Origin of the sequence: Kitasatospora sp. NPDC059408 (assembly GCF_042751525.1) — a bacterium.
Classification (GTDB): domain Bacteria; phylum Actinomycetota; class Actinomycetes; order Streptomycetales; family Streptomycetaceae; genus Kitasatospora.
Map to the genome: position 1 here is coordinate 99,579 of NZ_JBHYWI010000008.1, position 25,385 is coordinate 124,963.

The 25,385-nt window shown below is 73.4% G+C and carries 20 protein-coding genes; 10 read left to right on the forward strand and 10 right to left on the reverse strand.

Going from position 1 to position 25,385, the window contains the following annotated elements:
- The first annotated feature begins 74 nt into the window (after positions 1–74).
- From ACFXDE_RS08255 to ACFXDE_RS08280, 6 genes are all read left to right on the forward strand, one after another.
- Positions 75–1,268 (forward strand): ROK family protein, encoded by a 1,194-nt coding sequence (locus tag ACFXDE_RS08255; protein ID WP_380492037.1) that lies wholly within the window; start codon positions 75–77, stop codon positions 1,266–1,268.
- A gap of 345 nt (positions 1,269–1,613) precedes the next feature.
- Entirely contained in the window at positions 1,614–2,636 is a 1,023-nt protein-coding gene (locus ACFXDE_RS08260; RefSeq protein ID WP_380492039.1) for an ABC transporter substrate-binding protein, read from the forward strand.
- A 42-nt stretch (positions 2,637–2,678) separates the two neighbouring features.
- Positions 2,679–3,626, forward strand: a complete 948-nt coding sequence (locus ACFXDE_RS08265) for a TauD/TfdA dioxygenase family protein (RefSeq protein WP_380492041.1) — start codon at positions 2,679–2,681, stop codon at positions 3,624–3,626.
- A gap of 54 nt (positions 3,627–3,680) precedes the next feature.
- Complete coding sequence (locus tag ACFXDE_RS08270) at positions 3,681–4,544, forward strand: ABC transporter permease (protein ID WP_380492043.1); 864 nt, start codon at positions 3,681–3,683, stop codon at positions 4,542–4,544.
- Between the two features lie 13 nt (positions 4,545–4,557).
- Positions 4,558–5,358 (forward strand): ABC transporter ATP-binding protein, encoded by an 801-nt coding sequence (locus tag ACFXDE_RS08275; RefSeq protein WP_380492045.1) that lies wholly within the window; start codon positions 4,558–4,560, stop codon positions 5,356–5,358.
- A 61-nt stretch (positions 5,359–5,419) separates the two neighbouring features.
- The gene (locus ACFXDE_RS08280; protein ID WP_380492047.1) at positions 5,420–6,811 is read left to right on the forward strand and encodes an LLM class flavin-dependent oxidoreductase; all 1,392 of its coding nucleotides are present in this window, start codon (positions 5,420–5,422) and stop codon (positions 6,809–6,811) included.
- A gap of 716 nt (positions 6,812–7,527) precedes the next feature.
- On the opposite strand, the gene ACFXDE_RS08285 is transcribed toward ACFXDE_RS08280, so the two are convergent.
- Genes ACFXDE_RS08285 through ACFXDE_RS08305 form a run of 5 tightly spaced genes read right to left on the reverse strand, consistent with a single transcriptional unit; the run spans position 7,528 to position 12,450 of the window.
- Positions 7,528–8,391, reverse strand: coding sequence for an LLM class flavin-dependent oxidoreductase (locus tag ACFXDE_RS08285; protein ID WP_380492181.1), 864 nt, complete (start codon positions 8,389–8,391; stop codon positions 7,528–7,530).
- A 20-nt stretch (positions 8,392–8,411) separates the two neighbouring features.
- Positions 8,412–9,182 (reverse strand): ABC transporter permease, encoded by a 771-nt coding sequence (locus ACFXDE_RS08290; protein WP_380492183.1) that lies wholly within the window; start codon positions 9,180–9,182, stop codon positions 8,412–8,414.
- Positions 9,183–9,237: 55 nt separating this feature from the next.
- Positions 9,238–10,146, reverse strand: coding sequence for an ABC transporter permease (locus ACFXDE_RS08295; RefSeq protein WP_380442912.1), 909 nt, complete (start codon positions 10,144–10,146; stop codon positions 9,238–9,240).
- 3 nt (positions 10,147–10,149) lie between these two features.
- Positions 10,150–11,346 carry an ABC transporter substrate-binding protein gene (locus ACFXDE_RS08300; protein ID WP_380492049.1) on the reverse strand — a complete coding sequence of 399 codons (1,197 nt, stop codon included), beginning with the start codon at positions 11,344–11,346 and terminating at the stop codon, positions 10,150–10,152.
- 42 nt (positions 11,347–11,388) lie between these two features.
- Positions 11,389–12,450, reverse strand: coding sequence for an ABC transporter ATP-binding protein (locus tag ACFXDE_RS08305; protein ID WP_380492051.1), 1,062 nt, complete (start codon positions 12,448–12,450; stop codon positions 11,389–11,391).
- 182 nt (positions 12,451–12,632) lie between these two features.
- Between ACFXDE_RS08305 and ACFXDE_RS08310 the strand changes: the two genes are divergently transcribed.
- The 4 genes from ACFXDE_RS08310 to ACFXDE_RS08325 all read left to right on the forward strand — a co-directional run bounded on the left by ACFXDE_RS08310 (position 12,633) and on the right by ACFXDE_RS08325 (position 18,979).
- Positions 12,633–14,165 (forward strand): PucR family transcriptional regulator, encoded by a 1,533-nt coding sequence (locus ACFXDE_RS08310; RefSeq protein ID WP_380492053.1) that lies wholly within the window; start codon positions 12,633–12,635, stop codon positions 14,163–14,165.
- Positions 14,166–14,286: 121 nt separating this feature from the next.
- The gene (locus ACFXDE_RS08315; RefSeq protein WP_380492055.1) at positions 14,287–14,838 is read left to right on the forward strand and encodes a DUF3592 domain-containing protein; all 552 of its coding nucleotides are present in this window, start codon (positions 14,287–14,289) and stop codon (positions 14,836–14,838) included.
- A 129-nt stretch (positions 14,839–14,967) separates the two neighbouring features.
- A complete protein-coding gene (locus ACFXDE_RS08320) occupies positions 14,968–16,143 on the forward strand; it encodes an FHA domain-containing protein (protein ID WP_380492057.1) in 1,176 nt (391 codons plus the stop codon).
- 85 nt (positions 16,144–16,228) lie between these two features.
- A complete protein-coding gene (locus tag ACFXDE_RS08325; protein WP_380492059.1) occupies positions 16,229–18,979 on the forward strand; it encodes a protein kinase in 2,751 nt (916 codons plus the stop codon).
- Between the two features lie 137 nt (positions 18,980–19,116).
- On the opposite strand, the gene ACFXDE_RS08330 is transcribed toward ACFXDE_RS08325, so the two are convergent.
- The 5 genes from ACFXDE_RS08330 to ACFXDE_RS08350 form a co-directional block, all read right to left on the reverse strand.
- The gene (locus ACFXDE_RS08330; protein ID WP_380492061.1) at positions 19,117–19,746 is read right to left on the reverse strand and encodes a DedA family protein; all 630 of its coding nucleotides are present in this window, start codon (positions 19,744–19,746) and stop codon (positions 19,117–19,119) included.
- Between the two features lie 96 nt (positions 19,747–19,842).
- Positions 19,843–21,033: a hypothetical protein gene (locus ACFXDE_RS08335; protein WP_380492063.1), complete on the reverse strand. Its 1,191-nt coding sequence runs from the start codon at positions 21,031–21,033 to the stop codon at positions 19,843–19,845.
- A 99-nt stretch (positions 21,034–21,132) separates the two neighbouring features.
- On the reverse strand, positions 21,133–22,863 hold the full coding sequence (locus tag ACFXDE_RS08340; protein WP_380492065.1) for a putative Ig domain-containing protein: 1,731 nt from the start codon (positions 22,861–22,863) through the stop codon (positions 21,133–21,135).
- A gap of 190 nt (positions 22,864–23,053) precedes the next feature.
- The gene (locus tag ACFXDE_RS08345; protein ID WP_380492067.1) at positions 23,054–24,199 is read right to left on the reverse strand and encodes a low temperature requirement protein A; all 1,146 of its coding nucleotides are present in this window, start codon (positions 24,197–24,199) and stop codon (positions 23,054–23,056) included.
- Positions 24,200–24,279: 80 nt separating this feature from the next.
- Positions 24,280–25,371, reverse strand: a complete 1,092-nt coding sequence (locus ACFXDE_RS08350; RefSeq protein ID WP_380492069.1) for a glycoside hydrolase family 113 — start codon at positions 25,369–25,371, stop codon at positions 24,280–24,282.
- Between the last annotated feature and the right edge of the window lie 14 nt (positions 25,372–25,385).

A 25,385-nucleotide genomic window follows, 5' to 3' on the forward strand; every position in this document is an offset into this window, starting at 1 on the left:
CTTCGCGAGCTGTCGCCGTCCCCGGTAGTCACCCCACAGGCCGTTGCCGAACCTCGACCGGACCGAGGACCTCCATGACGCTCGCACTCGTCGCCGACCCCGCCCCGCCGTCCGCCGCCGACAAGCCGGAGGGGGCCACCGCCGTGCTGCGCGCCGTGCTCGATCACGGGCCCCTCGGGCGCGGGGAGCTCAGCCGGCGTACCGGGCTCAGTCCGGCGACCGTGTCGCGGCACAGCGCGGACCTGGTGGCCCTGGGGCTGGTGCGCGAAGCCGCGGCCGACCGGGAGCCGGCCCGGCCGGGGCGCCCGCGCAGGGCACTGGAGATCGACACCCGGCGGCACGTGGCCGCCGGGGTACACATCGCCGGTCCGTGGCTGACCTTCGCGCTCACCGACCTGCGCGGGCGGGTCGTCGCCCACGAGCGGACCGCCAAACCGCAGGGCGCCGACGCGCGGTGGGTGGCCGCCCGGCTGCCGGGCTTCCTGCGCCGGCACGCCGGCGGACGGTCGGTGCTCGGCGTCGGCGCGGTCACCGGGGGCTGGGTGGACCCGGTGCGCGGGACCGTCGTGGAGAACGCGGCGCTCGGCTGGCGTGAGGTGGCGCTGCGCCAGGAGCTGGAACGGGCGACCTGGCTGCCCGTGCACGTGGAGGGCCACGCCCACGCGCTCGCCCAGGCGGAGTGCCTGTTCGGCACGGCACGCGGCGCCGACCTGGTGCACCTGTTCGTCGGCAACGTGGTGGACGCCGCCATCGTGGCCGGGGCCACCCCGCTGCGCGGCCCGCGCAACGGGGCAGGAGGCATCGCTCACCTGCCGGTGCCGGACTCCACCGCGCGCTGCTCATGCGGCGCCGTCGGCTGCCTCCAGGCCACCGTCTCGGACCGCGCCTTCGCCGCGCGGGCCGCGGCGGAGGGGGTCATCGACCGGCCCGACCTGATGCTGCTGCTGACGGCGGCCCGGGACGGTGACGCCCGCGCACTGGACCTGTGCCGGACCCGGCTGCGCCTGCTGGCCGGGGTGGTGAGCCTGCTGCTCGACCTCATGAACCCGCAGGCCCTGGTGCTCACCGAGGCCGTGGCCATCCACCTGCCGGAGCTGCTGCCCGCGCTGCACACCGCCGTCGCGGCGCGCGGGCCCCGCGCCGGGGAGGCCGTGGTCCGCGCGGGCTCCTTCGGCACCGAGACGCTCGCCGTCGCGGCGACCGCCCCGGTGCTGGCGGCCGTCCACCAGGACCCGCTGGGGCTGCGCACCGCACGGAGCGTCCGGTGAACGGCATTACTTCCAGGCCGTCAGAAAACCTTGCCGGTGCCGGGAGCGCCCGGGAGACTTCAGCCATGGACGCACAGCGCAGGGCGACGATCCGGGCAGCCGCCGACCGGCAGCCCGTAAACGCCTTCCGCCTGCACCACTTCGCCGGCCTGGGCTGTTGAGCCGCCGCTGAGCCGACGGGGCACCCACCCCTGGGGCCCGTCCCGCCCTTCGAACGCCGTCGGCGTACTCCCGTGACCGTTCCGGGAGTCCTGCCCGGCCCGTACCCCCTTCACCTTCACCGCTCGGCTCACCCCACGCCGACCGCGCTCCCCGTCACGTCGCGCCCACCTCCCTAGGAGCACCATGACTCCCCCCGCCGTCCGCCGCGCCCGGCCACTGGCCCTGGTCGCCCTGCTGTCCCTGGTCGCCGCCTGCGGCACCAGCGCGAGCGCCGACAGCGCCGCCGGGGGCGGATCCGGGCAGCTCACCCTGCACGTCGGCGACCAGGGCAAGTACCTGCAGACGCTGCTCGATACCTCCGGCCAGTCCCAGGGGCTCGGCTACCGGGTGGTCTTCGACCAGTTCAACAGCGGCCCGCTGGTCAACCAGGCGTTCGCCGCCGGGGCGATCGACCTCGGCGTGATGGGCGACACCCCCGCCATCTACGCCGCCGCCGCGGGAGTCCCCGTCGACGTGGTCGGCGTCAGCCACACCGTGGGCCCCGGCTACACGCTGGTGGCTCGGGCCGGCACCGGGATCCGTACCCTGGCCGACCTCAAGGGCCACAAGGTCGCCTACTCCAAGGGCACCGCCAACCAGGGCTTCCTGCTCCAGGCCCTCGACACGGTCGGCCTCAAGCAGCATGACGTCACGGCCGTGGACGTGCCGTTGCAGAACATCGGCGGCGTGCTGGAGTCCGGCACCGTCGACGCCGCCACCGCCTCGCCGCAGGACCTGATCACCTACGGCCGCGCGCACGCCGACGCGGTCACGCTGATCAACGGTCAGCAGGTGTCCTCCGGCTACACCTTCTGGCTCGCCGCGCAGAAGTCGCTCGGCGACCCGGCCCGCCGCAAGGCCCTGGTCGACCTGGTCGGCCGGATCATCACGGCGAACAGCTGGAACCGGACCCACCCGGACGCCTGGATCGACGCCTACTACGTCAAGGTCAACAAGCAGACCCCTGAGGTCGGCAAGCTCGTCTGGCAGGCCTCCGGGGAGACGGAGTTCGCCCCGCTGAGCGACCAGGTGGTCGCCGCCCAGCAGCGCCAGGCCGACCTCTTCCTCGCCAACGGCCAGGTGCCGAAGAAGGTGGACGTCTCCGGCGGGTTCCCCGCCGACGTCCGGCGCGACTTCAACCCGGCCGTCGCGGCCGGCCAACACTGATCGCCCTCCCACCCCCGTCGAAATCCCAGCAGAGGAGTTCCCGTGAGCAACGTCTCGGTGCGCCCGGTCGCCGGCCACATCGGTGCCGACGTCGACGGCGTCGACCTGTCCCGGCCGCTGCCGGCCGAGTCCGTGGAGCGGATCAGGCAGGCGCTGCACCGCCACAAGGTCCTGTTCTTCCGCGGCCAGCGGCTCGACCACGCCACCCAGATCGCCTTCGCCCGCCAGTTCGGCGAGCCGACCCACGCCCACCCGCACGACGACGCGCCGCCGGTCGACCACCCGCAGATCTTCACCATCGACCCGCGCCGCTTCGAGGAGCGCTACGGCGCCGGCTTCCGCGACGAGTACCGCCGGCGCCAGTACAGCTACTTCGACGGCTGGCACACCGACGTCACCGCCGCCGTCAACCCGCCGGCCGCCTCGATCCTGCGCGCCGAGGTGGCCCCCGACATCGGCGGCGACACCCAGTGGACGAACCTGGTGGCCGCCTACCAGGGCCTGTCCGCGCCGGTGCGGGCGTTCGTGGACACCCTGCGCGCCGAGCACCGCTACGGCGGCGCACGGGAGTTCGGCGCGGGCAGCGAGTACGCCAGGCGGATCGACGGCAACCTGCTGGTCGCCGTGCACCCGGTGGTGCGGGTGCATCCGGAGACCGGCGAGCGGGCCCTGTTCGTCAACCCGGGCTTCACCAGCCACCTGGTGGACGTCTCGGCCGCGGAGAGCCGGCGCCTGCTCGACCTGCTCTACGCCGAACTCACCCGCCCCGAGTACACCGTGCGGTTCCGCTGGGAGCCCGGACACGTGGCCTTCTGGGACAACCGGGCCACCGCCCACCTGGCCCCGCGCGACCTGGAGCACCTGGACGTGGCCCGCACGCTGCACCGGGTCACCCTGATCGGCGACGTGCCGGTGGGGCCGGACGGACGGGAGTCCGAGCTGGTGCACGGCCGCCCGTTCACCGCCGACCGCGTGGTCAACCCGGTCTGATCCCGGCCCGCCTGAAGAGAACCCGAAGAGAATCCGAAGAGAGGAGGACCCACCATGGCGACCGCCGCCCTCGCGGCCCCGCCCGCCGCCCCACCGGCCGACACCGCCCCGCTCGTCGACGCCGCCGGGCTGAGCCGGCCCCGCCGCGCCCGTCTGCCCCTGCCGCGGCCCGTACGGCGCCTGGCCGGACCGCTGATCCTGGTGGCCCTGTGGCAACTGCTCGGCAGCCTCGGGCAGATCGACCCCCGGGTCCTCGCCACCCCGGGCCAGGTGCTCGCCGCCGGCTGGGACCTGGCCCGCAGCGGGGAACTCGCGAGCAACCTGCTCGCCTCGCTGCTGCGGGTCGCGCAGGGCCTGGTGATCGGGGTGAGCCTGGGCGTGGTCCTGGCGGTGGCCGCCGGCCTGTTCCGGCTGGGCGAGGACCTGGTCGACTCCACCGTGCAGGTGCTGCGCTCGCTGCCGGTCCTCGGGCTGCTGCCGCTGGTCATCATCTGGTTCGGCGTCGGCGAGGAGCCCAAGGTCGCCCTGGTGGTGTTCGCCACCGTCTTCCCGGTGTACCTGAACACCTACGCCGGCATCCGCGGCGTCGAGGGCCGACTGGTCGAGTCGGCCCGGGTGCTGGGGCTCGGCCGCCTCGCGCTGATCCGCCACGTGGTGCTGCCCGGCGCCGTCCCCGGTTTCCTGGTCGGCCTGCGCTTCGCGCTCACCAGCTCCTGGCTGGTGATCATCATCGCGGAACAGCTCAACGCCACCAGCGGCATCGGCTACCTGATGAACCAGGCCCAGGCCTGGTACCGCACCGACATCATCGTGCTCGGCCTGCTGATCTACGGGCTGCTGGGCCTGGGCGCCGACGCCGTCGTCCGCCTGCTGGAACGCCGGCTGCTCCGCTGGCGACGCGGATTCGACGGAAGCTGAGAGGAGTCGGACCATGACCACGGCCACCACTCGCACCCCTGGCACCGCAAACACCACTCGCGCCCCTGACACCCCTGGCACCCCTGACACCAGCCCGGCCCAGGACACCGCGGTCCTCGCCCGCGGCCTGCACCGGTCCTTCAGGGACCGGCAGGTGCTGGCCGGCCTCGACCTGCACATCCGGCGCGGGGAGTTCCTGGCCCTGCTCGGCCGCAGCGGCTCCGGCAAAAGCACCCTGCTGCGCGCCATGGCCGGCCTCGATCCCGACTTCCGGGGCCGGTTGCTGGTACCGCGGCGGCGCTCCGTGGTCTTCCAGGAGCCACGCCTCCAGCCCTGGAAGCGCGTACTGGACAACGTGGCGCTGGGGCTGCCGGGGCCGCGCGCCGCGGCCCGCTCCCGGGGCCTGGTCGCCCTGACCGAGGTGGGCCTGGAGCAGCACGCCCGGGCCTGGCCGGTCACCCTGTCGGGCGGCGAGGCGCAGCGGGCGGCCCTGGCCCGGGCCCTGGTCCGGGAGCCCGAGCTGCTGTTGCTGGACGAGCCGTTCGGCGCGCTCGACGCGCTGACCAGGATCCGGATGCACGGCCTGCTGCGGGAGCTGTGCCGGCGGCACCGGCCGGCCGTGCTGCTGGTCACCCACGACGTGGACGAGGCGGTGCTGCTGGCCGACCGGATCGTGGTCCTGGACGAGGGGCGCCTGGGCGAGGCCCACGAGGTCCGGCTGCCGGCGGAACGGCCGCGCAGTCACCCGGAGTTCGGGCGGCTGCGGGCCGCCCTGCTGGCGGAGCTGGGCGTGCCGGCCGGGGAGGCACCCTGATCGACCCGCTGCCCGTCCCGACCCCGAACAACCCTCTGACCGAACGGAACGGAACCGCACCATGACCTCGGCCGAGCGCCAGCTGCACCTCAACCTGTTCATCCTCGACACCGGCCACCACGAGGCCTCCTGGCGGCTTCCCGAGTCCGACCCGCTGGCCCACGTCGACCTCGATCACCACCGGAACCTGGCGCGGATCGCGGAGGCGGCCACCTTCGACTCGGTCTTCCTGGCCGACGCCCCGGCGCTGTGGGGCGACGTGGGCCAGCGGCCGAGCGGCCGGCTGGAGCCGACGCTGCTGCTGGCGGCGCTGGCGGGCGCGACCAGCCGGATCGGCCTGATCGCCACCGCGTCCACCAGTTACAACGACCCGTACAACCTGGCCCGCCGATTCAATTCGCTGGACCACGTCTCGGGCGGGCGCGCGGGCTGGAACATCGTCACCACCGCCGGTGACGCCGCCGCCCGCAACTTCGGCCTGGACGCCCAGCCCGCGCACGCCGATCGGTACGAGCGCGCGGCCGAGTTCCTGGAGGTGTCGACGCTGCTCTGGGACAGCTGGCAGGACGACGCCGTGGTGGCCGACAAGGAGCGCGGCGTGCACGCGCTGAACGACCGGGTGCACCCGATCGGCTTCGCCGGCCGCCACTTCCGGGTCGAGGGCGCGCTGAACGTACCGCGCTCGCCGCAGGGGCACCCGCTGCTGGTGCAGGCCGGCTCCAGCGAGAGCGGCAAGGACTTCGCGGCGCGCTGGGCGGAGGCGGTCTTCACCGCGCAGCCGACGCTGACCGAGGGCCGGGCGTTCTACGCCGACGTGAAGCGGCGCGCCGCGGGCTTCGGCCGGGACCCCGAGCTCCTGAAGATCCTGCCCGGGATCGTCCCGGTGATCGGCGACACCGAGGCCGAGGCGCGGGAATTGGAGGCCGAGCTGGACCGGTTGATCCGCCCCGAGTTCGCCCGGCGGCAGCTCGCGGGCCTGCTCGGCTTGGAGCCGGAGCAACTGCCGCTGGACGAGCAGCTCCCGGCCGACCTGCCCGCCGAGGACCTGATCGAGGGCGCCAAGAGCCGCTACACGCTGATCGTGGAGCTGGCCCGGCGCGAGCGGCTGACGGCCCGCCAGCTGATCGGCCGGCTCGGCGGCGGACGCGGCCACCGCACGTTCGCCGGGACCGCCGAACAGGTCGCCGACACGATCGAGGAGTGGTTCCGCCACGGCGCGGCGGACGGGTTCAACATCATGCCCGCCGTCCTGCCGTCGGGCCTGGAGGTGTTCGCCCGGCAGGTGGTCCCGATCCTGCGCGAGCGCGGCCTGTTCCGCACCGAGTACACCGGCACCACCCTGCGCGACCACTACGGCCTGCCCCGTCCGGCCGGCCGCTCCGGCACCGCCGCGAGTCGAGCTGCGAAAATCCCGGCCCCGGGGCGTCGCCGCCCTCGGTCATGTACCTTTTGAGCACTGATGACTGACAGTTCATCAGATAGCTGATCCGATGACTGGCGCAGGGGCGTGACGTGGCTTCTCCTTCTTCCGACCCATGGTTGAAGCAGCACACCGTTCAGATTGCCGCGGCGATCATCGCAGCCATGGGGGCGATCGCAGTGGCCCTCATCAGCGGCGCCTTCTCGCACCCTTCCTCGGCCTCGCGATCCCCCGGATCACCCGTCGGAGTCTCGGTTCCGACTCCCACGCCGACCCCGGAACCGGCGTCGAGCCGGCCCCCGCCTTCTCCTGCTCCGGCAACTGCTCCGGCACCCGCCACACCAGGTGCCGGAGCAGGAGAGGACGGCGCGGACAGCTGGATCGCTCAGCTCTACTCCGAACCGGTCTCCACGGGCATCGCCACTCGGGACCAGCGGCTGGCACAGGTCAGGGCCGACGTACCGACGGCCCAGGTCCTGCGGAGCGACGACTTCGCCTCACTGCGCCCCGGGTACTGGGTCGTCTACGACCCGGGTCCCTTCAGCGACGGTTCCGCGGCTCTCGCCTTCTGCGCAACACACGGCCGCGTCGGCCAGGACCGGTGCATCGGCCGCTTCCTGAGCCATCACGCCGCGGACTTGCCGTACCAGTGCTTTCCGCCGGCCGCCAACCCGTCCGGCTACTGCAGGCACGGTTGACGATGCAGGGGACGGTCGCATGCGCGGCCCGAGCCGACGGCGGGCGGGTCGTCAGAGCACCGGCGGGCCGGCCTCGATGCGGCGCAGGACCGGGGTGAGGCGGTCGAGGTCGGGGCCGGTCTGGAGCCGGCGTTCGTCCCACCAGGTGGCGCCGGCGTCGCGCAGGGGGCCGATCAGGTCCCTGGCCCTGGCCGCGTCCGGGGGTGTGGCTCCGCCGAGCACGAACTCGAACGGGCGGTCGGGCTCGGCCGTGCGCTGCTCGCGGACGTAGCCGATCAGGTCCCGCACCTCGGCCGCGTCCGGCACGTGGCCGTGCCGGGCGCGTTCGAAGAGCGGGACCGCGCCGTCGAAGCGGGCCGCGCGGCGCATGGGTGGGCGGCGCGGCCAGAAGCCGCCGATCCAGACCGGCGGGCCGGGCCGCTGCACGGTGGCGGGCAGCAACGTCACGTCGCGGGCCTCGTAGTGCGTGCCCCGGTGGTCCACCGGGGTGCCGGACCAGAAGCGCCGCAGCAGGTCGAGGCCTTCGTCGAGCCGCTCGGCCAGGACGCGCGGGCCGGCGGTGTCGCCGAAGCTGCGGTACTCGTCGTCCACCGGGCCGCCCAGGCCCGCGGCGAAGACGACCCGCCCGCCGCTGAGGTGGTCCAGGGTGGCCACCTGGCGGGCGAGTTGCTGCGGGCGGTAGCGCGGGACCGGTGTCAGCAGGGTGCCGAGCCGGATCCGGGTGGTCGCCAGCGCGGCCGCGGTCAGCAGCATCCAGGGGTCGCCGAACGGCCGTCCCTGGTGGTGCCGGTGCAGGACGTGGTCCCAGACGAACAGCCCGTCCCAGCCCGTGTCCTCGGCGGCCACGGCCACGGTCGCGACGTTGCGGGGATCGGCGAAGTCGCCGAAGTTGGGGATGTTGACGGAGAAGCGCATCCCCGTGCGTTCCGACGGGATCACGACCGGCCTCCAGGGGTGTCGGCGGAAAGGCGTTGGGCGAGGTACACCGGGACGACCGAGAGCAGGACCAGGACCGCGGCGACGACGTTGACGACGGGCGCCTGGTTGGGCCGGGCCAGGTTGGCGTAGATCCACACGGGGAGCGTCCGGACGCCGGGGCCGGCCGTGAAGGTGGTCACCACGATCTCGTCGAAGGAGAGCGCGAACGCCAGGAGCGCCCCCGCCAGCAAGGCGGACCGCACGGCGGGGAAGGTCACGTAGCGGAAGGTCTGGAAGGTGTGCGCGCCGAGGTCGGCGGAGGCCTCCTCGGCCGAGGGCGACATGCGGCGCAGCCTGGCGACGACGTTGTTGAACACGACGACGATGCAGAAGGTCGCGTGCCCGATGACGACGGTGAGCAGCCCGAAGCCGATGCCCGCCGGGCCGAGGACCGTGCGGAAGGCGGCGTTGAGGGCGATGCCGGTGACGATGCCGGGCAGGGCAATCGGCAGGATCACGAGGAACGACACCGTCTGCCGGCCGAAGAAGCGGTGGCGCTGGACGGCGAAGGCGGTCATGGTGCCGAGGACGAGCGCGACCAGCGTCGCCCCGGCGCCCGCCTGCACGGAGGTGACGAGCGCGGTGCGGGCGCCGTCGGACTGCCAGGCCCGGACCCACCACTCGGTGGTGAGTCCGGTCGGCGGCCAGGCGAAGGATCGGTCCTTGTTGAGCGAGTTGACCAGGACCAGGAGCAGCGGCAGGTAGACGACGGCGAGGCCGGCGATCATGGCCGTGCGCAGCGCGATCCGGGCGCGGCGGGAGAGGATCACTGGTGTTCGCCCCCTACAGCGAGTCCAGGGCGCCGGTGCGGCGCACGGCGAGCAGGTAGCCGACGATCATCACCACGGGCACGCAGGACAGCGCGGCGGCGAGCGGCAGGTCGAGGGTCACGTTGTCGGCGATCGCGGTGCCGAGCATCTGCGTCTTCCCGCCGACGATCCGCACGGCGATGTAGTCGCCGAGGCTCAGCGAGAAGGTGAAGACGGAGCCGGCGAACACCGACGGCAGGACCTGCGGCAGCACCACCGAGCGGAACGTCCGCCCGGCGGAGGCGCCGAGGTCGGCGGAGGCGTCGAGGAGGTTGGCCGGCAGGTTCTCCAGCCCCGCGTAGACCGGCAGGATCATGTACGGCAGCCACAGGTACGCGAGGACGACGACGACCGCCGCCGTGCCGTACCCGGGGCTGGACAGCCCGAGCGGCGCGCCGAGCCAGTCCAGCACGCCGCCCTGGCCGAGGATGACCCGCCAGGCGTACGCCTTGACGAGGTAGCTGGCCCACAGCGGGGTCAGGACGGCGACCACGAGGAGCTTGCGGGTGCGCGGGCGGGCGATCCGGGCCATGTAGAAGGCCATCGGGAACGCCACCACGGCGTCGATCACCGTGACGGCGGCGGCGATGCCGAGCGTGCGCAGGGCGATCGCCCGGTAGACCGGCTCGGTGAGGACGGTGGTGAAGTTGGCGGTGTTCCAGGTCCGGACGACGTCGGAGGTGAAGTCGTCGACCGTCCAGAAGGCGGAGAGGAGCAGGACGGCGAGCGAGCCCAGGTAGGCGAGCACCAGCCAGGCCATCGGCGCCGCCAGCAGCAGCGCGAGCCGTAGGCCGGCGTGCCGGTGCAGGACGGACGCCGCCCGGCGCAGGCCGCCGCGCCGCCCGGGTCGGGCCAGGGGCGGGGCGGCCACGTCGGTCGTCACCGGTCAGCCCTTGATCTCGGTCCAGGCGGCGGTCCAGGCGGCGTAGTCGGTGCAGGGGGTGCTGCGGCCGTCCAGGCAGTTCTTGACCGGGGTGGTCCAGTAGTAGACGTTCTTCCAGTACGGCTCGTCGGTGGCGTGGAAGGTCGTGCAGAAGTTCTTGTCCGCGGTCTGGTCGCAGGCCTTGGCGTTGGCCGGGGCCTCGCCGAACCATTCGGCGACCTGGGCGTTGGCCTTCGGCGAGACGATCCAGTTCATCCACTGGTAGGCGCAGTTCGGGTGCGCGGCCTTCGCCGACACCATCCAGGTGTCCGACCAGCCGGTCGCGCCCTCCTTCGGCAGCACCGCCTGGACCGGCGCCTTGTCGGCCTGCGCCAGGTTGGCGATCACCTGCCAGGTGGTGCCGACGACGGTGTCGCCGGTCTTGAAGGAGTTCTCCGCCTTCTGGTAGTCGCTCCAGTACTCGCCGACGGACTTGTGCTGGGCCTTCAACAGGTCGACGGCCGCCTTGAGTTGGGCCTGGTCGAGGGCGTAGGGGTTCTTGATGCCGAGTTCGGGCCTGGTCTTCATCAGGTAGAGCGCGGCGTCGGCGATGTAGATCGCGGAGTCGTACGCGGTCACGTGGCCCGCGTACGACGAGGCGCCGTCGAAGACGACGCTCCACGAGTCCGGCGCCGGCGAGACCTTGTCGGTGCGGTACATCAGCAGGTTGGCGCCGCGGCCGTGCGGGATGCCGTACATCCGGCCGCCCACCGAGTTCCACGGCTGGTTCTTGAGGCCCTCGAAGATGTCCGCGTAGTTCGGGACGAGGCTCGTGTTGACGGGGGTGACGTCGCCGGAGGCGATCAGGCGCAGCGTCGCGTCGCCGGAGGCCGAGACGGCGTCGTACTGGCCGGTCTTCATCAGCGAGACCATCTCGTCGGAGGTGCCGGCGGTCTTCGTGCTGACCTTGCAGCCGGTCTGCTGCTCGAAGGGGTGGACCCAGTCGACGTTCTTGTCGTCCGAACCGTCCTCGGCGTAGCCGGCCCAGGCGACGAGGTTGACCTGGCCCTCGCCGGCGCCCAGGGACTGGAGCATCGGGAGGTTCGGCGGGTTCGGGCCGTGGGCGCCGGTCGTCGCGGTGTTGCTGCTGCAGCCCGCGAGCAGGAGGACCGCGGCGGTCGCGGCGGTTGTCGCCCTGCGGGCGATCGAGGGGATGCGCATGGGATGTCTCCGATCTTCAGGGGAGAGGAACTGCGGGGTGGATTACCGGCCGACGCGCACGGTGTGCTTCCGCTGCCAGGCCAGCACGACGTCCGTGCCCCGGTGGCGGACGACGTCGGCCGAGCCCTCGTCGAGGTTCTGCCGGACGGCGGTCAGCCGCCCGCCCGCCTCCAGGTCGACCAGGAACCGGGTGTGGCCGCCCGCGTAGACGACCTCGGCCACCCGCCCGGTCGCCGACAGCTCGTCCGGCCCGGCGGGATCGTCCGGGTGCGCTATCCGGATCTTCTCCGGCCGGATGCTGAACGGCCCCGCCTCGCCCACGACCTGCTCGGCCGCCGCGCCGTCCAACAGGTTGGAGGTGCCGACGAAGCCCGCGACGAAGGCGGTGGCCGGGTGCTCGTACACCTCGGCGGGCGAGCCGACCTGCTCGATCCGCCCCGCGTTGAACACCGCGACGCGGTCGCTCATCGTGAGGGCCTCGTCCTGGTCGTGGGTGACGAACACGAAGGTGATCCCGACCTCGCGCTGGATCCGCTTGAGCTCCGCCTGCATCTCGTGCCGCAGCTTCAGGTCCAGCGCGCCGAGCGGCTCGTCGAGCAGCAGCACCTTCGGCCGGTTCACCAGCGCCCTGGCCAGCGCCACCCGCTGGCGCTGGCCGCCCGAGAGCCGGGCCGGGCGGCGCCGCTCGAAGCCGTCGAGCCGGACCATCGCGAGCGCCGCGCGCACCCGCCGCGCCCGTTCGGCCTTGGGCACCCGGCGGACCATCAGTCCGTAGCCGACGTTCTGCTCGACCGTCATGTGCGGGAAGAGGGCATAGTCCTGGAACACCGTGTTGACGTCCCGGTCGAACGGGGCGAGTCCGGTGACGTCGGCCCCGCCCAGCAGGACCCGGCCGGCGGTCGGCGACTCGAAGCCCGCGATCATCCGCAGCACCGTGGTCTTCCCGGAGCCCGACGGGCCGAGCATCGCGAAGAACTCGCCCTCGCCGATCTCCAGGTCCACGCCGTCGACCGCGCGGACCTGGCCGTCGAAGCTCTTGGCGAGCGCTTCGAGCCGGACCGCCGCGGGCGGCGGGGCCGGTCGGGGCGCGTGGTCGTCGCTCATCAAGTCCTGCGGCCTTCCTGGTCGGTGTCCCGTCGTCGCTGCCGTGCAGGTGGCGTGCGGGTGGGTGTCATGCAACGGACGAACGGCTCGGCGCTCGGAAACCTAGGGGGATTCCCCCGATCCGGCTATGGACGCCCGCACGGTCTTCCGCCGCCGAGTTGTGCGGCGCTACAGTCCGGCGCATGTCGGTGACCCTGCGCGAACTGCTTCGGGAAGAGGCCCTCGGCCTGCGGCTGTGCACCGGCCCGGCCGGGGCCGAACGCGTCGTGCGCTGGGTCGCGGTCACCGAACTCGCCGATCCCACGCCGTGGATGACGGGCGGCGAGCTGCTCCTCACCACGGGCCTGCGGCAGCGGACCGCCGCCGCCCAGACCGCCTTCGTCCAGCGGGTGGCCGCCGCCGGCGCGTCGGCGGTCGGCTTCGGCACCGGGCTGAGCCACCCGACCGTCCCGCGGGCGACGGTGGCCGAGGCCGGGCGGCTGGGCCTGGCCGTCCTGGAAGTCCCGTACGAGACGCCGTTCATCGCGGTGAACCGCCTGGTCGCCGAGCGGATCGCGGCCGAGGACCACAGCGCGCAGCGGCGGCTCGTCGACCAGCACGACCTGCTGGTCGAGGCGCTGCTGGGCGGCGAGGGCCTCGGCGCGCTGCTGCGGGTGCTGCGGCGGGCGTGCGGGTCCGAGGTCGCCGTGCTCGACCGGCACGGGACGGTCCTCGCCGCCGCCCCCGAGCGGTCCGACGCACTGATCGAGGAGGTCCGGGCGGCCGGACCGGACTCCGCGGAGTCGCCGGGTGGCCCGGTCCGGCTGCCGGTCCAGGTCGACGGCATGCTCGCGGCGTTCCTCTGCCTGCGGTCGGCCGGCGACGCCGCGGACGTGCTGCCGTACGCGGTGCGGCTGGTCGGCCTGGAACTGGCCCGCCGGCAGGCCCACCTGGCCGGGCGGCGGGAACTCGTCGGCCAGGTCGTCGAGGACATCGTCCGGGACGTGATCGCCCCGGCCGCCGCCGAGCGCAGGCTCGCCGCCTTCGGGCTCGACGCCAAGACCGCCCACCGGGTCGTCCTGGGCAGTCTCGGACCGGACGGCGGAGGGCCGGCGGCCGACCGGCGGCTCGCCCGGCTGGCCTGGCTCACGTCACCGGCGTCGGGGCACCCCGAGTCCCCCGAACCCGTGCTCACCGCCGCCGTCGACCGGTACCTGGTCGCGGTGGTCCCGCAGTCCGCCCCCGTCGACGCCCTCGCCCGACGCTTCGGCACCGCCCTCTCCGGCCTCGACACCCGCGCCTCCGTCGGGATCGGCGGCTGCTACCGGGGCGTCGACGGCCTGCGCTGGAGCTGGTTCGAGGCCCAGGCCGCCCTCACCCGCGGCCCCGGCATCCACACCGGCGACCCCCTCAACCTGCCGCGCCTGCTGCTCTCCAGCCCCGATCTGCCGCTCAAGCAGCTCGCCACCGAGGTGCTGCGCCCGCTCACCCGCTTCGACGAGGCCAACCAGGCCGACCTCGTCACGACCCTGCACGCCTACCTGGCCGCCGACTGCTCGGTCCAGGCGGTCGCCGACCGCCTCTACGTCCACCGCAACACCGTCCGCTACCGCCTGGACCGGATCGAACGCCTCACCGGCCGCTCCCTCCAGTCCATGCAGGACCGCTTCCAGCTCTGGCTCGCCCTCCTCGCCGCCTTCCCCGACCGCGAGCCGGCGAACTCCCGGCCCGACTGACCGGCTCCGGCTGACCGGCTTCGGCCGACCGGCTCCGCCGGGCGGGAACCGGATGGCGCCCGACGTCCGTCCTGGACAGCGGAGTTCATGCGTTCGACTGGCATCCACGGGGGGATGGAGAGTGTCGGAGAGCGGCAATTTCATCGGAGTGTTCTTCGTCATCGTCGGGCTGGTGTTCGCCGGGGCGGGCCTGGCGTCGGCGATCGGCGTGGCAGGCGGGGCCAACCGGCGGGCGCGGATCCTGCAGGACGGAGTGCCGGCCGAGGGGCGGTGCCTGGAGACCTACGTGACGGTCGAGCGGCGGGTGGGCTCGGACCTGTCCGACCCGGGCCGCCACGTGCGGCACACGATCATCGGGTTCCGCACCGCGGACGGCCGCGACATCCGCATCGAGGAGACGTCGGGCGTACCACGCGTCGTCGGTGACCACGTGCCGGTGCGCTACCTGCCCCTCGAACCGCACGTGGCGATGGCGGTCGACCGCAGCCCGGCCGGGCAGGCGGCGGCCTCCGGCGCGAAGGTCGCGATGGGAGTGGTGTTCATGGTCGTCGGGCTGTTCGTCGTCGTCGTCGGCATCGGCATCGCGTCGAGCGGTTTCGACTCGGGACCGCCGCACGTCCCCGGCTTCCCCGCGCCGCAGGAGCCCGGCCCCGGGAGTTACGACTTTCCGTAGGGCCGGCGGGTCGCGCAACCGCCCGGCAGGGGTGAGACCCGGCGGGATCGACCAACTGCCCCTTGCCGCGCGCCCGATCAGGCTAGCCTCGTACCACCGGTCGGGGCGCGGGAGCGTGCGGGAGTGGAAGTGGCCAGTGATCAGCCGCAGTTCCGGCGGATGGAGCGTCATCTGCGCGGCGGCGCCGAGGACGTCGACTACCTGATCGACCTGTCGAACGTCGTGCGGGAGACCGCGCTCGGCGGGGAGGCGCCCCGGGCGCTCGGGCGGCTGCGCCTGGTCCTGCGCGCCCTGCGGGAGTTCACCGGCGACGACCGGGTCACCGTCCACGCGATCGCCGACGACAGCCTGATGCGGCCGGAGTCCGACGGGCAGTACCCGCACCCGGACGAGCCGCGCCTGCTGCGCGAGTGGCGGGACCGGGGGCTGATCGCCTCGGTCGGCGCCGCCGACCTCGACCTGCTCGAACAGGCCGACGAGTACCGCATCAGGGTCGTCAGCGGCGACAACTTCATCGGGCACCGGGCGGAGCACCGGTGGATCCAGGGCAACCGCGACCGCTTCCTCAAGCCGGTGCGCCCGCACGGCGGCCCGGTCCGGCTCGTCCTGCGCGACATGCGGGTCTACTCCGACCGGGAGATCTCGCGCGAGGGCGAGAAGGACCGGCTGCGGGGCGACGGGATGCTCTTCGAGGGCCGGCCGCGGCGCAAGGTGCTGGAGCGCTCCTGGCGCTGCCCCCTGCCGGGCTGCCACCCCGCCCCGGCCTTCCGGCGCCGGCGGGTGGTCTGCCGCACGCACGGCACGCTGCTCACCGACAGCGGGCCGCGCCGTCCCCGCGTCCAGCTGAAGGTCATGGTGGACGGGCAGTGCCGGGCCTGGCACAACCTGGTGCAGGACGAAAGCGTGGAGTTCGTCCTCGGCCGGGCCAACCTCGACCGCATCGAGCCGTGCCACCTCGCCGAGGAGCGCCGCAAGCCGATCAGCCGCGAGCACTTGGTCCTGGCCTCCCGCCGGGGCGCCCTCCAGGTGCTCGACACCAGCCTGGCCGGCTGCGCGATCCGCACCGCCCGGCCCGGCGCGCGGCCCACCGCCTGGATGGACCTTCCGCGCCTGCGGGAGGAGTCGCCGCAGCGCCCGCGGGAGTCCCTGTTCCGCCCCTTCGGCCCGGACGACGAGATCCTGATCGCCCCCGGCGTCGTCCTGTGCCGCAGCGGCCAGCAGTGGCCCGGGGAACGCCCCGCGGCGGTGCCGGCCAAGGCGCCCCGGCGCTCGCCCACGGCCGACGAGCCCACCCGGCCGGGCTGAGCCGGAGCGGACGGGCGGACCCGGAGCGAACGGCGGACCCGGTCCAGGCCGGCGGAACAGTCAAAGAGGCGACGAGGAAGAAGAGTTGGAACACCTCTGGAACACCGATCCGGAGCGGATCGGCCCGTACCGGCTGTACGGCAGACTCGGTGAGGGCGGCTACGGCACGGTCTACTACGCCCGCCGAATCGAGCCGGGCGACTGGGCGGGGCGCGAGGTCGCGCTCAAGGTGATCCGGCCGGACCGCCTGGCGAGCGACCAGCGCACCTACCGCGAACGCTTCGTCCGGGAGGTGCGGGCGGCCCGCGCGGTCGGCGGCCGGCACACGGCCAGGGTCGTCGACGCCGACACCACCGCCGACGAGCCCTGGTTCGCCACCCGCTACATGCGCGGCATCGACCTCCGGTCGGCGCTCCGCTCCTGCGGCGGCCCGCTGAAGGGGCGCACCTGGCAGGTCCTCGCGGCCGGGCTGGTCGACGCGCTGACCCGGATCCACGCCGTCGGCCTCGTCCACCGGGACCTCAACCTCTCGAACGTCCTGCTGGACAGCCACGGCCCCTGCGTCATCGACTTCGGCATCGCCCGCGACCTCACCCGCACCGACGGGACCGCCCTCACCGGGGCGGGCAACCCCGGCACCCGTGCGTTCTCCTCGCCCGAGCAGCTGAGGAACCGGCCGGTGGAACGGCCGGGAGACGTGTTCTCCCTCGGGCTGGTCCTCGCCTACGCGGCGCTCGACCGCCATCCGTTCGGAGCCGGCTCCGAATCGGAGATCACGGCCGGCATCCTCGCCGGCCGGCCCCGGCTGGACGGCCTCCCGGCGGCGGTCGCCAAAGTGGTCCGCCCATGCCTGGAGCCCTTCCCGCAGAACCGGCCGACCACGGACCGGCTCGCCGCCCTGCTGCCGGCCGCCGAACCGGACGTCACCGGCTGGCTGCCCTCCGCCGTGCTGGCCGCCATCGTCGACCGCTGGCAGGTCGCGAACGAGCTGCGCGAGCCGCTGCGCCGCCGGCCCGCGACCACGGGTCCGCGGCCATCGCTGACCGTGCCGCCGACCGCGCCCGGCCTCTCACCCACCGCCGACGACTGGAACCGCGAGGACCACGACCTCGCGGCGTCGCCGACGGGCGGCGGACAGCGGCAGGGGACGACGCAGCCGCCGACGGCGGCGAAGCAACCGGCCGCGACGCAGCCCGCTGCGAAGCAACCGGTGGCGAAGGGGACTGCGGCGAAGCAACCCGCGGGCAAGCAAGCCGCGGCGAAGCAACCCGCGGCCGCCCAAGCCGCGGCGCCGAAGGAGAAGCCCGCCAAGCCGTACGCCGGCGAGCCCGGGGCCAAATGGCGGGCCGCCGCCGAGGCCGGGAACGCCAACGCGATGCGCCAGGTCGCGCTGGCCGTGCGGGCGACCGGCGACCTGCAGGCCACCCTCTACTGGCTGCTGCTGGCCGCCGGGGCGGGCAACACGACCGCCGCCCGCGAGGCGGCGCAGCTGATCGAACGGTACTTCCCGCACCGCGGGCCCGAGGCCGTCACGCTGTACCGGTCGGCCGCGCGGGCCGGCGAGTCCCAGTCCATGATGCGCCTGGGCACGCTGGCGGAGGCCGAACCGGGCGGCGCCGGACGGGCCGAGGCGCTGGTCTGGTTCGAGCGCGCCACGGCCAAGGGCTCCAACCAACAGGCCACCGACGCCGTGGCCCGGCTCAGGAGCACCCGGCCCAAGACCGGCGTCTCCTGGCGCGAGCGCGCGCTCCTGACCGCCTACCAGGACGCACCACCGGGCAACGAGGGCGCCACGGCGTTCGACCTCGCGAGCTGGTACCACAAGGAGACGCGCGTCCCCGAGGCGCTGCACTGGTACCTCAAGGCCGCCCGGGCCGACCACGCGCACGGCATGCTGCTGGCCGCGGAGCTCCTCGAACAGACCGGCCGGGCCGAGCAGGCGCTCACCTGGTACCGGCGCGCCGCCGAGAAGCGCCACCCTGCGGCCGGCAAGGAAGTGGAACGGCTGAGCAAGGGGCTGGAGCGCGCCCCCGGGCCCTCGGGCGCGGCGGCGAAGGCGCCTGCCAAGGCACCGGTGCAGACACCCGCGAAGAAGCCCGCCAAGAAGGCCGCCGCCGCCAAGACGTCCGCGCCGGCCAAGGGACCCGCAAAAGCGCCCGCCAAGGCGCCGGCGAAGGCGCCCGCGAAGGTGCAGATCCCCTCCACGTCGCTCTCCGCCCGGGAGCAGGCGCAGTTCCACGAGCTCAACGGCCATCCGGCACACGCACTCACCTGCTTCCTGGCGGCCGAGCAGCAGGGTGACCCCACCGCACCTCGCGAGGTCGCCCGCCTCTCACTGGCACTGCACGAGACCGCCACCACGAGCGAGGAGCGCAAGCGGCTCAGAAGGGCGGCCGTCAAGCGCTACCGCGCCCTGGCCGAGGCCGGCGACCGCGCCGCCGCGTCGATCATGGCCACCCTCGACCCCGCCCGCACCCGCCACTGGCTGGAACAGGCGGCCGCGGCGAACGACGCCGGGGCGATGCGGAAGCTGGCCCGCCTCCACCTGGAGTCGGACACCGCCCAGGACCACCGGATCGCGCTCGACTGGCTCCACCGCGCCGGCGAGGCCGGCAACCTGGGGGCGATCCTGGACGGCGCCCGCGCGCTGGAGCACAACGGCTCGTACCGGGCGGCCATCGAGTGGTACGGCTGGGCCGACGAACGCGGCCACCCCGGCGCGGCCGAGCAGGCCGCCCGGATCGAGGCCGAGCACCCCTTCGCCGCGGCGCTGCGCCTCTTCTCGAAGCGGACCTGGCTCCGCCAGCGGGACGACCGCACGGGTCGGAACACCTAGAACGTGGGGCCCGGAACCCGGAGGATCACCGCTGCCAGAGGAACGCGGCCCCGCCGCACTCGCGGCACGTCGGCCACACGAACCCGTCCGGGACGAGCGGGATTCCGCCGGTGCGCCCCCAGGAGCGGGAGCAGGCCTCAGGACTTCTCCTCGCGGCGCCGCGCACGGCGCCTGCGGAGGTGCCACACGACGATGGCGATGACGACGAGGGCGGCCAGCGCGATCGCCGCGACGCGGCCCGCGACGCCCTCGACCCGGCGGTAGGCCGCGCCGGCGAAGTAGCCAAGGAGGGTGCAGCCGACGCCCCAGGCGATGCCGCCGACGGCGTTGTAGAACAGGAAGCGGCGGTAGGGCATGCGGGAGGTGCCCGCCAGTGCGGGCACCATCGTGCGGAGGAAGGCGATGAACCGGCCGAAGAAGACGGCGGCCGAACCGCGTCGGCTCATGAAGTCCCGCGCCCTGTCGATCCGTTCCTCGTGGCGGCGCAGCGCGCGCGTGTGCAGGAGGGACGGCCCGAAGCGGCGGCCGATCTCGTAGCCGACGGAGTCGCCGAGGATGGCGGCGCCGACGACGGCGACCGTGATCCACGCGAGCGAGACCTTGCCCTGGTGGGCGAGGAGGCCGCCGAGGATGGCGGAGGTCTCGCCGGGGACGACGAAGCCGACGAATCCCACGAAGATCGCGTCCTCGGCGAAGACCAGCGTCGCGACGACGGCGTACACCACCGGTCCGGACAGTCCGCGCAGCCAGTCGGTGATCACGTTCATCGGCGCACCCCGCTCGGGATCACCCTCCCATGATCCCGCCGGAACGCCCCGACCGCCCACGACCACCCCGGGTGACCACCCGGTGACCACCGGTCCTCAGCGTGTCGGGCGCCTGCCCTTGCGGTGGTCCTGCTTCGGGAGGATCTGCCCGAGCATCGTCGGCCCCGAGGGTTCGCTGCGCGCGGGCGCCTTCGGGAGGGGCGTCTCGCCCTCGAAGACGAAGGTCCGGCCGCTGATCTCGACCCACACGGACTCGTGCAGCAGCAGCCGCTGCCCGCGCCGCAGCTGCCACGTCCGCCCGGGCCGGACCTCGCGCTCCGTGCCGTCGGCCGAGCGGACCCGGCAGCCGTTGGTGCTCGTGTCGTGCGCCTCCAGGACGCCGTCGTGGCAGGCCAGCCGGACGTGCGAGCGGCTGACGAGGTGGGTGGCCGCGCCGGTGAGCCACGGGCCGATCAGGACGGCCCGCTGCCCCTTGCGGGCCACCGGGTCGCGTCCGACGACGACGTCGTGGCCGGCCACGACCACGACGCGCGTCTGCACCTCGTCGTTCACGTGGATCTTGACCTCGACCTGGCTCGGGCGCGGCCCGCGGTCGATCAGCGGCAGCCGGTGCGTCGGGCAGACCGCCCGGCCGCGGTCGTGCCGCGGCAGCGCCTGCCCCGCGCCCGTCCGGCGCCCGCCCTCGAAGAGCCGGCAGCCGCGCTCCGGGCAGCGCCAGAGCCGTTCGAGGAACTCGCGGCGCGGGCCGCTGCCGGTGCGCCGGTCGAGCATCCCGGCGGAGAGCAGCAGGCGTTCCTCCTCCTTGCGCGTGATCTGCCAGTCCTCCGGCACGGGCATGACCCGCCGGACGATCCCGACCCGGCCGCCGGGCAGGGGGACGGGCTTCACGAAGCGGTCGCGGTTGCCGGAGATCCACGGGTAGCGGCGGTGGAACTCGACGAAGCCGTCGTCGCTCACGACCGAGACGCCGGAGAGGTCGGCGATCTCTATCAGCCGGTCGTCCGCGACCGTTCGCGGCTCCATCAGACCGGCCTCGACCCAGTCGTGCAGCTGCGCCCGCTCGGCCCGGGTGAGGTAGGAGTCGGTGAGCAGCGAGTCGTCGACGACGGCGTAGATCTGCAGGGTGTGGTCGCCCACGTGGGAGGCCAGCGCGCGGCAGAGTGCGGTGAGCCGCTCCAGGTCGGCCTTCCGGGCGCTCAGGAGGGCGTCGTCGCGGACGACGTTGGAGACGTCGACGACGAAGTCGGCCGAGGCCGGGTCCAGCGTCAGGAATTGCTCCGCAGACATGGGCCGAGGCTAGCAGTGGCGGTGTTGAGCCGTCGTCAATGTCGCGGACTCTCATGCCGGTTGCCCTCCTTCTCATGAAGGAGGGCAACCGGGGCCGGATCACGCCACGTTGACGGCGGTGTCGTCGAGGACGAAGGAGGTCTGCTTGGTGTAGTCCTCCGAGCCGCTGAACTTGAGGGTCACGCTCTGCCCGGCGTACGCGGACAGGTCGAGGGTGTGCTGCTGGTAGCCGGCGGCCGCGTTGACGTTCGAGTAGGTCGCCAGGGTGGTGCCGTTCGCGGTCACCGTCAGCTTGTCGAAGGCGGTGGTGCTGCTCGCGGCGGTGTCGATGTGCAGCCAGAAGCTGAGGTTGTAGGTGCTGCAGCCGGCCGGGAGGGTCACGGTCTGGGCGAGGGTGTCGGTATTGGTGGTGCCGTACCCGTCGAGCCAGGCGTCGTAGGTGCCGGAGTGCGGCGGCTCGCTGGAGCTGCTGTTGATGGTGCTGGTGCCGCTGGTGTTGGTCTCGGTCCAGCCGGCCGTCGAACCGGCCTCGAAGCCCGGGTTGGCGAGCAGCTGGGCGGCGGTGCAGCCGCTGCCGCCGCCGGCGGGCTGGACGGTCCAGGTGAAGGTGACGGAGGAGGACGGACCGGTGGAGTCGGTCGCGGTGGCCGTCACGGAGTAGCTGCCGGCGGTGGTGGGCGTGCCGCTGATCAGGCCGGTGGTGGCGTTGACGCCCAGGCCGGCGGGCAGACCGGAGGCGGCGTAGGTCAGGGTGCCGCCGGCCGTGTCGGTGGCGGACAGCTGGACGCTGGTGGCCGTCCCCGCGGTGGCGGTGCGGGCACCGGGGTTGGTGAGGGTGACGCTGCCGGTCGTGCTGCCGCTGCCGCTGCCGGCGAGCCAGGCGGTGGCGTTCAGGCCGAGCGCGGCGTCGGTGCCCGCCGGGTCGTTCCAGCCGTTGTAGACGGTCTTGCCGGGCTCGCCGGTGCCGTCGTCGATGGCGGAGCTGTCGCCCCAGATGGCGACGCGGCCCTTGCCGAAGCTGCTGGTGGCGAAGAACGCGCCGGTGGTGCCGGAGTAGCCGGTGCGGTAGACGATGCCCTTGACGGAGGGGTTGTCGGCGGGCTTGAGGGTGAAGGTGGTGCCGTTGCGGATGATGCTGCCGGTGACGGTGCCGAAGGGGCCGTGCAGGACGGGGTCGGCGGCGTCGCTGATCGCCCGCGGGTTGTCGGTCTGGATGTTGAGCAGGTCGACCGAGAGCCCGAACGGGTCGTTGCTGTTGACCGAGTTGGTGGTCATCAGGTCGTTGAGGATGGCCGGGGAGTCCCAGCCGTCGTTGTTGCGGTCGCTGCCGGTGTGGTCGGAGATGAGGAAGAGGCCGCCGCCGTTCTGGACGAAGGTCATGACGGCGGTCTTCTCGGAGTCGCTGAGCCGGATGTTCGGCTCGGGCAGGACGAACTCGTCGAAGTTGGCGAGGTCCAGCGCGCCGCCGGTGCCGTAGGTGATGGTGGAGCCGCTCGGCAGCGTCTTGAGGCTGTACTGGCCGGTCTTCTGGAGGGCCACGCCCCAGGCGGAGATGGCGCCGGTCCAGTCGGTCTCCGACTGCGGGTTGGCGTTCTCGGCGAGCGGGTCCGGCTGGCTGGTGCTGATGATCCAGTCCGCGTTGCCGGCGGTCTCCGCCTTGCTGTTGTCGAACAGGACGCGGTGCTGCGCGGTCGCGGCCGGGGCGGTCGTGGCGTTCGCCGTGGCCGGCGCCGCGGCGGCCCGGTGGGGGACGGCGCTCGATCCGGCGAGGACGGTCAGGACGACCGCCCCCAGGGCGAGGGGGCGGATGGTGTCGAGGCGTCTGAGCATGGGTCAAGTCCTCCGTGCAGTGGGGGTACAGGGGGGCGGTGCTACGCGCGTAGGCGCGCCGGACACCGTTCCATGATGGAGTAAGCGGCGCTTGAACGGAACGCGACGAATCAACGTTCCGCACCGCCTCCACATCCCCATAAACGGAATACGAGCAGTCAGTTCGCTACGCCGTAACGATGACGGCCGGTCAGCCCCGTCGGGCGGCGCTGCGGTGGCGGGCGAGTTTGGCGAGGGCGAACACCACCAGGGCCGCGCAGGCCACCGCAGCCCAGGCGGGGAGGAACACCGAGGCCGGTGCCAGGCCGGCCAGGGTGAGGAGCAGGGCGGGCAGGTACCAGCCGAGGACGGTCCGCGGGCCGTCGCCGTAGCGCAGCGAGATGGCGGCGTTGGCGGTGTAGAAGGCGAGGACGCCGCCGCACAACGCCCAGCGGGCGCCCACCGGCAGGTGGTGCGTGGGCGCGGCCACGGCGGTGCCGAGGGCGGCGGCGATGACGGTCACGCCGGAGACCAGGACGAACGGGAGGTACATCACCGTGTCGCGGATGGCCCGGTCGGACCGTTCGGCCTGGACGTGCGCGAGTCCGCGCGCCGCCTCCGTCGTGCCCCAGATGAAGAAGACCATCGCGAGTTCGGCGACCACGACGAAGGCGAGCAGCGCCGTCGCCCCCGACGCCCGGGTGAAGTGGGCGGACAGGGTGACGCCGATGGTGTAGACGCTCTCGCCGAGCACGATGACGACGAACAGGCTGATCCGCTCGACGAGGTGCTCGACCGACAGCCGGGCGTAGAACTCGGCGCTGATCCCGGCGCGCACCGAGAGCAGCACGACCTCCAGCACCGTCGCCGCGCCCCAGAGGACGAACCTGCCCGGCCCCGGCACGGCGGCGGAGACGGCCCATAGCACCGCGGGCAGGAGGCAGTAGAGGACGGGCCGCCAGACCGGCAGCGGGCTCCCGGGTCGCCGCGCCCGGTCGAGCCAGATCGCGAAGAACCCCAGCCGGACCCACGCGGCGCCCAGCGCGTACGCCCACGCCCGCGATCCGAGCCCTTCCGGCGCCGCCGCGGCCATCAGGCCGAGCGCGGGCATCGTCCCGAGGAGCAGGGCCTGGCCGCGGGGGCGGTCCGAGCCGACCACGTTGATCGTCACCGTGAGGTTCGCCCACGCCCACCAGGCCGGGAAGAACAGCACGAGGAACGTGCCGAACTCCTTCGCCCCGGGGTCGCCGTGCAGCCCCTGGGCGAGCACGCTCACCACGACCACGAACACCAGGTCGAAGAACAGCTCGAACCAGCCGGCCCGCTGTTCCTGTGGCGTCTCCTCGTGCTCCTGCATGCGACCACTCTGCCCGCCCGGCGCCGCCCCGCCCGCGCGGCGCTCCGGCCGCGCCCCTGCGCCCTACCCGCGCGACGGCGTCACCCCGCCTGCGTCCACCACTTCTTCAGGACGTCCTCCGCGGGCTTCCCGTGGGGCGTGTACGCGAGCTTCTTCTTCGTCTCGCCGCTGTCGGGCCAGTCGTCCCACATCCACCAGCAGACGCCGGCCCACCAGGGCTTGCCGTCGAAGGTGGCGAGCAACGCCTCGTAGGCGGCGGCCTGTTCGGCGTCGCCGTCGCGCTTGCTGACGGTCCAGGAGTAGGGGGCCGTCGTCGTGCCGCGCTGACTGACGTAGCCGGCCTCGGTGAAGAGGATCTTCCGCTGCCGGCTCCGGGAGAACGCGGCGAGCTCGTCGGCGATGGGCTGCCACGCCTGGCGCAGCTGGGCCGGGTCGGTCGTCGCCTTGTCGGTCAGCGGCCAGTAGGCGTCGATGCCGATGACGTCGAGGTCCTTCCAGAAGGGGACCTTCTTGTACTCGTCGTAGTTGGCGGCGTACGTCAGCGGGCCCTTGAAGCGGTCGCGGACGGCCGCGATGACGCTGCTCCAGTGCGCGCCGTCCTGGGAGGTGCCGGCGAGTTCGGTGCCGACGGAGAGCTGGTCGACGCCGTTGTCGGTGGCGAGTTGGGCGTAGTGGGTGATGAGGCCCTGGTAGGCGGTGAACCAGGCGTCCGGGTCGGACGGCCTGATCTCGGCGCGGTCGCCGCCCTTGGTCAGGTCGACGTGGGGCTTGATCATCGTCTTGAGGCCCGCGTCGTGGGCGAGGCGGATGATGTTGCGCAGGCTGTCGTCGGCGGCGGTCTCGTCGGTGGTGCGCATGGCCGAGTCGGTGACCCGGTCCTGGTACCAGGTGGGGGTGAAGGTCACCCACCGGGTGCCGGTGGCGGCGATCTGCTGGATGTAGGTCGCGGCCTGCGGGCTGTCGTAGTCGTCGGTGTTCCACGAGGGGAGCGTCATGCCGCGCATCTCGCTCGTCTTCCCGTCGTCGGGTCGGCCGGTCGGTGGTGCACCGGCCGAGGAGGGGCTGGGCTTGGGCTTGTCCTCGTCGTCGCCGGACTCCGCGGAGCATCCGGCGGCGACGAAGAGGACGGCCAGCACCGCGAGGGCGGCGGCCGACCTCTTCACCGGGTTCACTGCTGAGAGCTCCT

Excerpts from the sequence above, each read along its gene's own strand:
- ACFXDE_RS08255 (WP_380492037.1), top strand. The coding sequence starts at position 75 with ATGACGCTCGCACTCGTCGCCGACCCCGCCCCGCCGTCCGCCGCCGAC.
- ACFXDE_RS08260 (WP_380492039.1), top strand. The coding sequence starts at position 1,614 with ATGACTCCCCCCGCCGTCCGCCGCGCCCGGCCACTGGCCCTGGTCGCC.
- ACFXDE_RS08270 (WP_380492043.1), top strand. The coding sequence starts at position 3,681 with ATGGCGACCGCCGCCCTCGCGGCCCCGCCCGCCGCCCCACCGGCCGAC.
- ACFXDE_RS08275 (WP_380492045.1), top strand. The coding sequence starts at position 4,558 with ATGACCACGGCCACCACTCGCACCCCTGGCACCGCAAACACCACTCGC.
- ACFXDE_RS08280 (WP_380492047.1), top strand. The coding sequence starts at position 5,420 with ATGACCTCGGCCGAGCGCCAGCTGCACCTCAACCTGTTCATCCTCGAC.
- ACFXDE_RS08285 (WP_380492181.1), bottom strand. The coding sequence starts at position 8,391 with ATGCGCTTCTCCGTCAACATCCCCAACTTCGGCGACTTCGCCGATCCC.
- ACFXDE_RS08290 (WP_380492183.1), bottom strand. The coding sequence starts at position 9,182 with ATGATCGCCGGCCTCGCCGTCGTCTACCTGCCGCTGCTCCTGGTCCTG.
- ACFXDE_RS08300 (WP_380492049.1), bottom strand. The coding sequence starts at position 11,346 with ATGCGCATCCCCTCGATCGCCCGCAGGGCGACAACCGCCGCGACCGCC.
- ACFXDE_RS08305 (WP_380492051.1), bottom strand. The coding sequence starts at position 12,450 with ATGAGCGACGACCACGCGCCCCGACCGGCCCCGCCGCCCGCGGCGGTC.
- ACFXDE_RS08310 (WP_380492053.1), top strand. The coding sequence starts at position 12,633 with ATGTCGGTGACCCTGCGCGAACTGCTTCGGGAAGAGGCCCTCGGCCTG.
- ACFXDE_RS08330 (WP_380492061.1), bottom strand. The coding sequence starts at position 19,746 with ATGAACGTGATCACCGACTGGCTGCGCGGACTGTCCGGACCGGTGGTG.
- ACFXDE_RS08335 (WP_380492063.1), bottom strand. The coding sequence starts at position 21,033 with ATGTCTGCGGAGCAATTCCTGACGCTGGACCCGGCCTCGGCCGACTTC.
- ACFXDE_RS08340 (WP_380492065.1), bottom strand. The coding sequence starts at position 22,863 with ATGCTCAGACGCCTCGACACCATCCGCCCCCTCGCCCTGGGGGCGGTC.
- ACFXDE_RS08345 (WP_380492067.1), bottom strand. The coding sequence starts at position 24,199 with ATGCAGGAGCACGAGGAGACGCCACAGGAACAGCGGGCCGGCTGGTTC.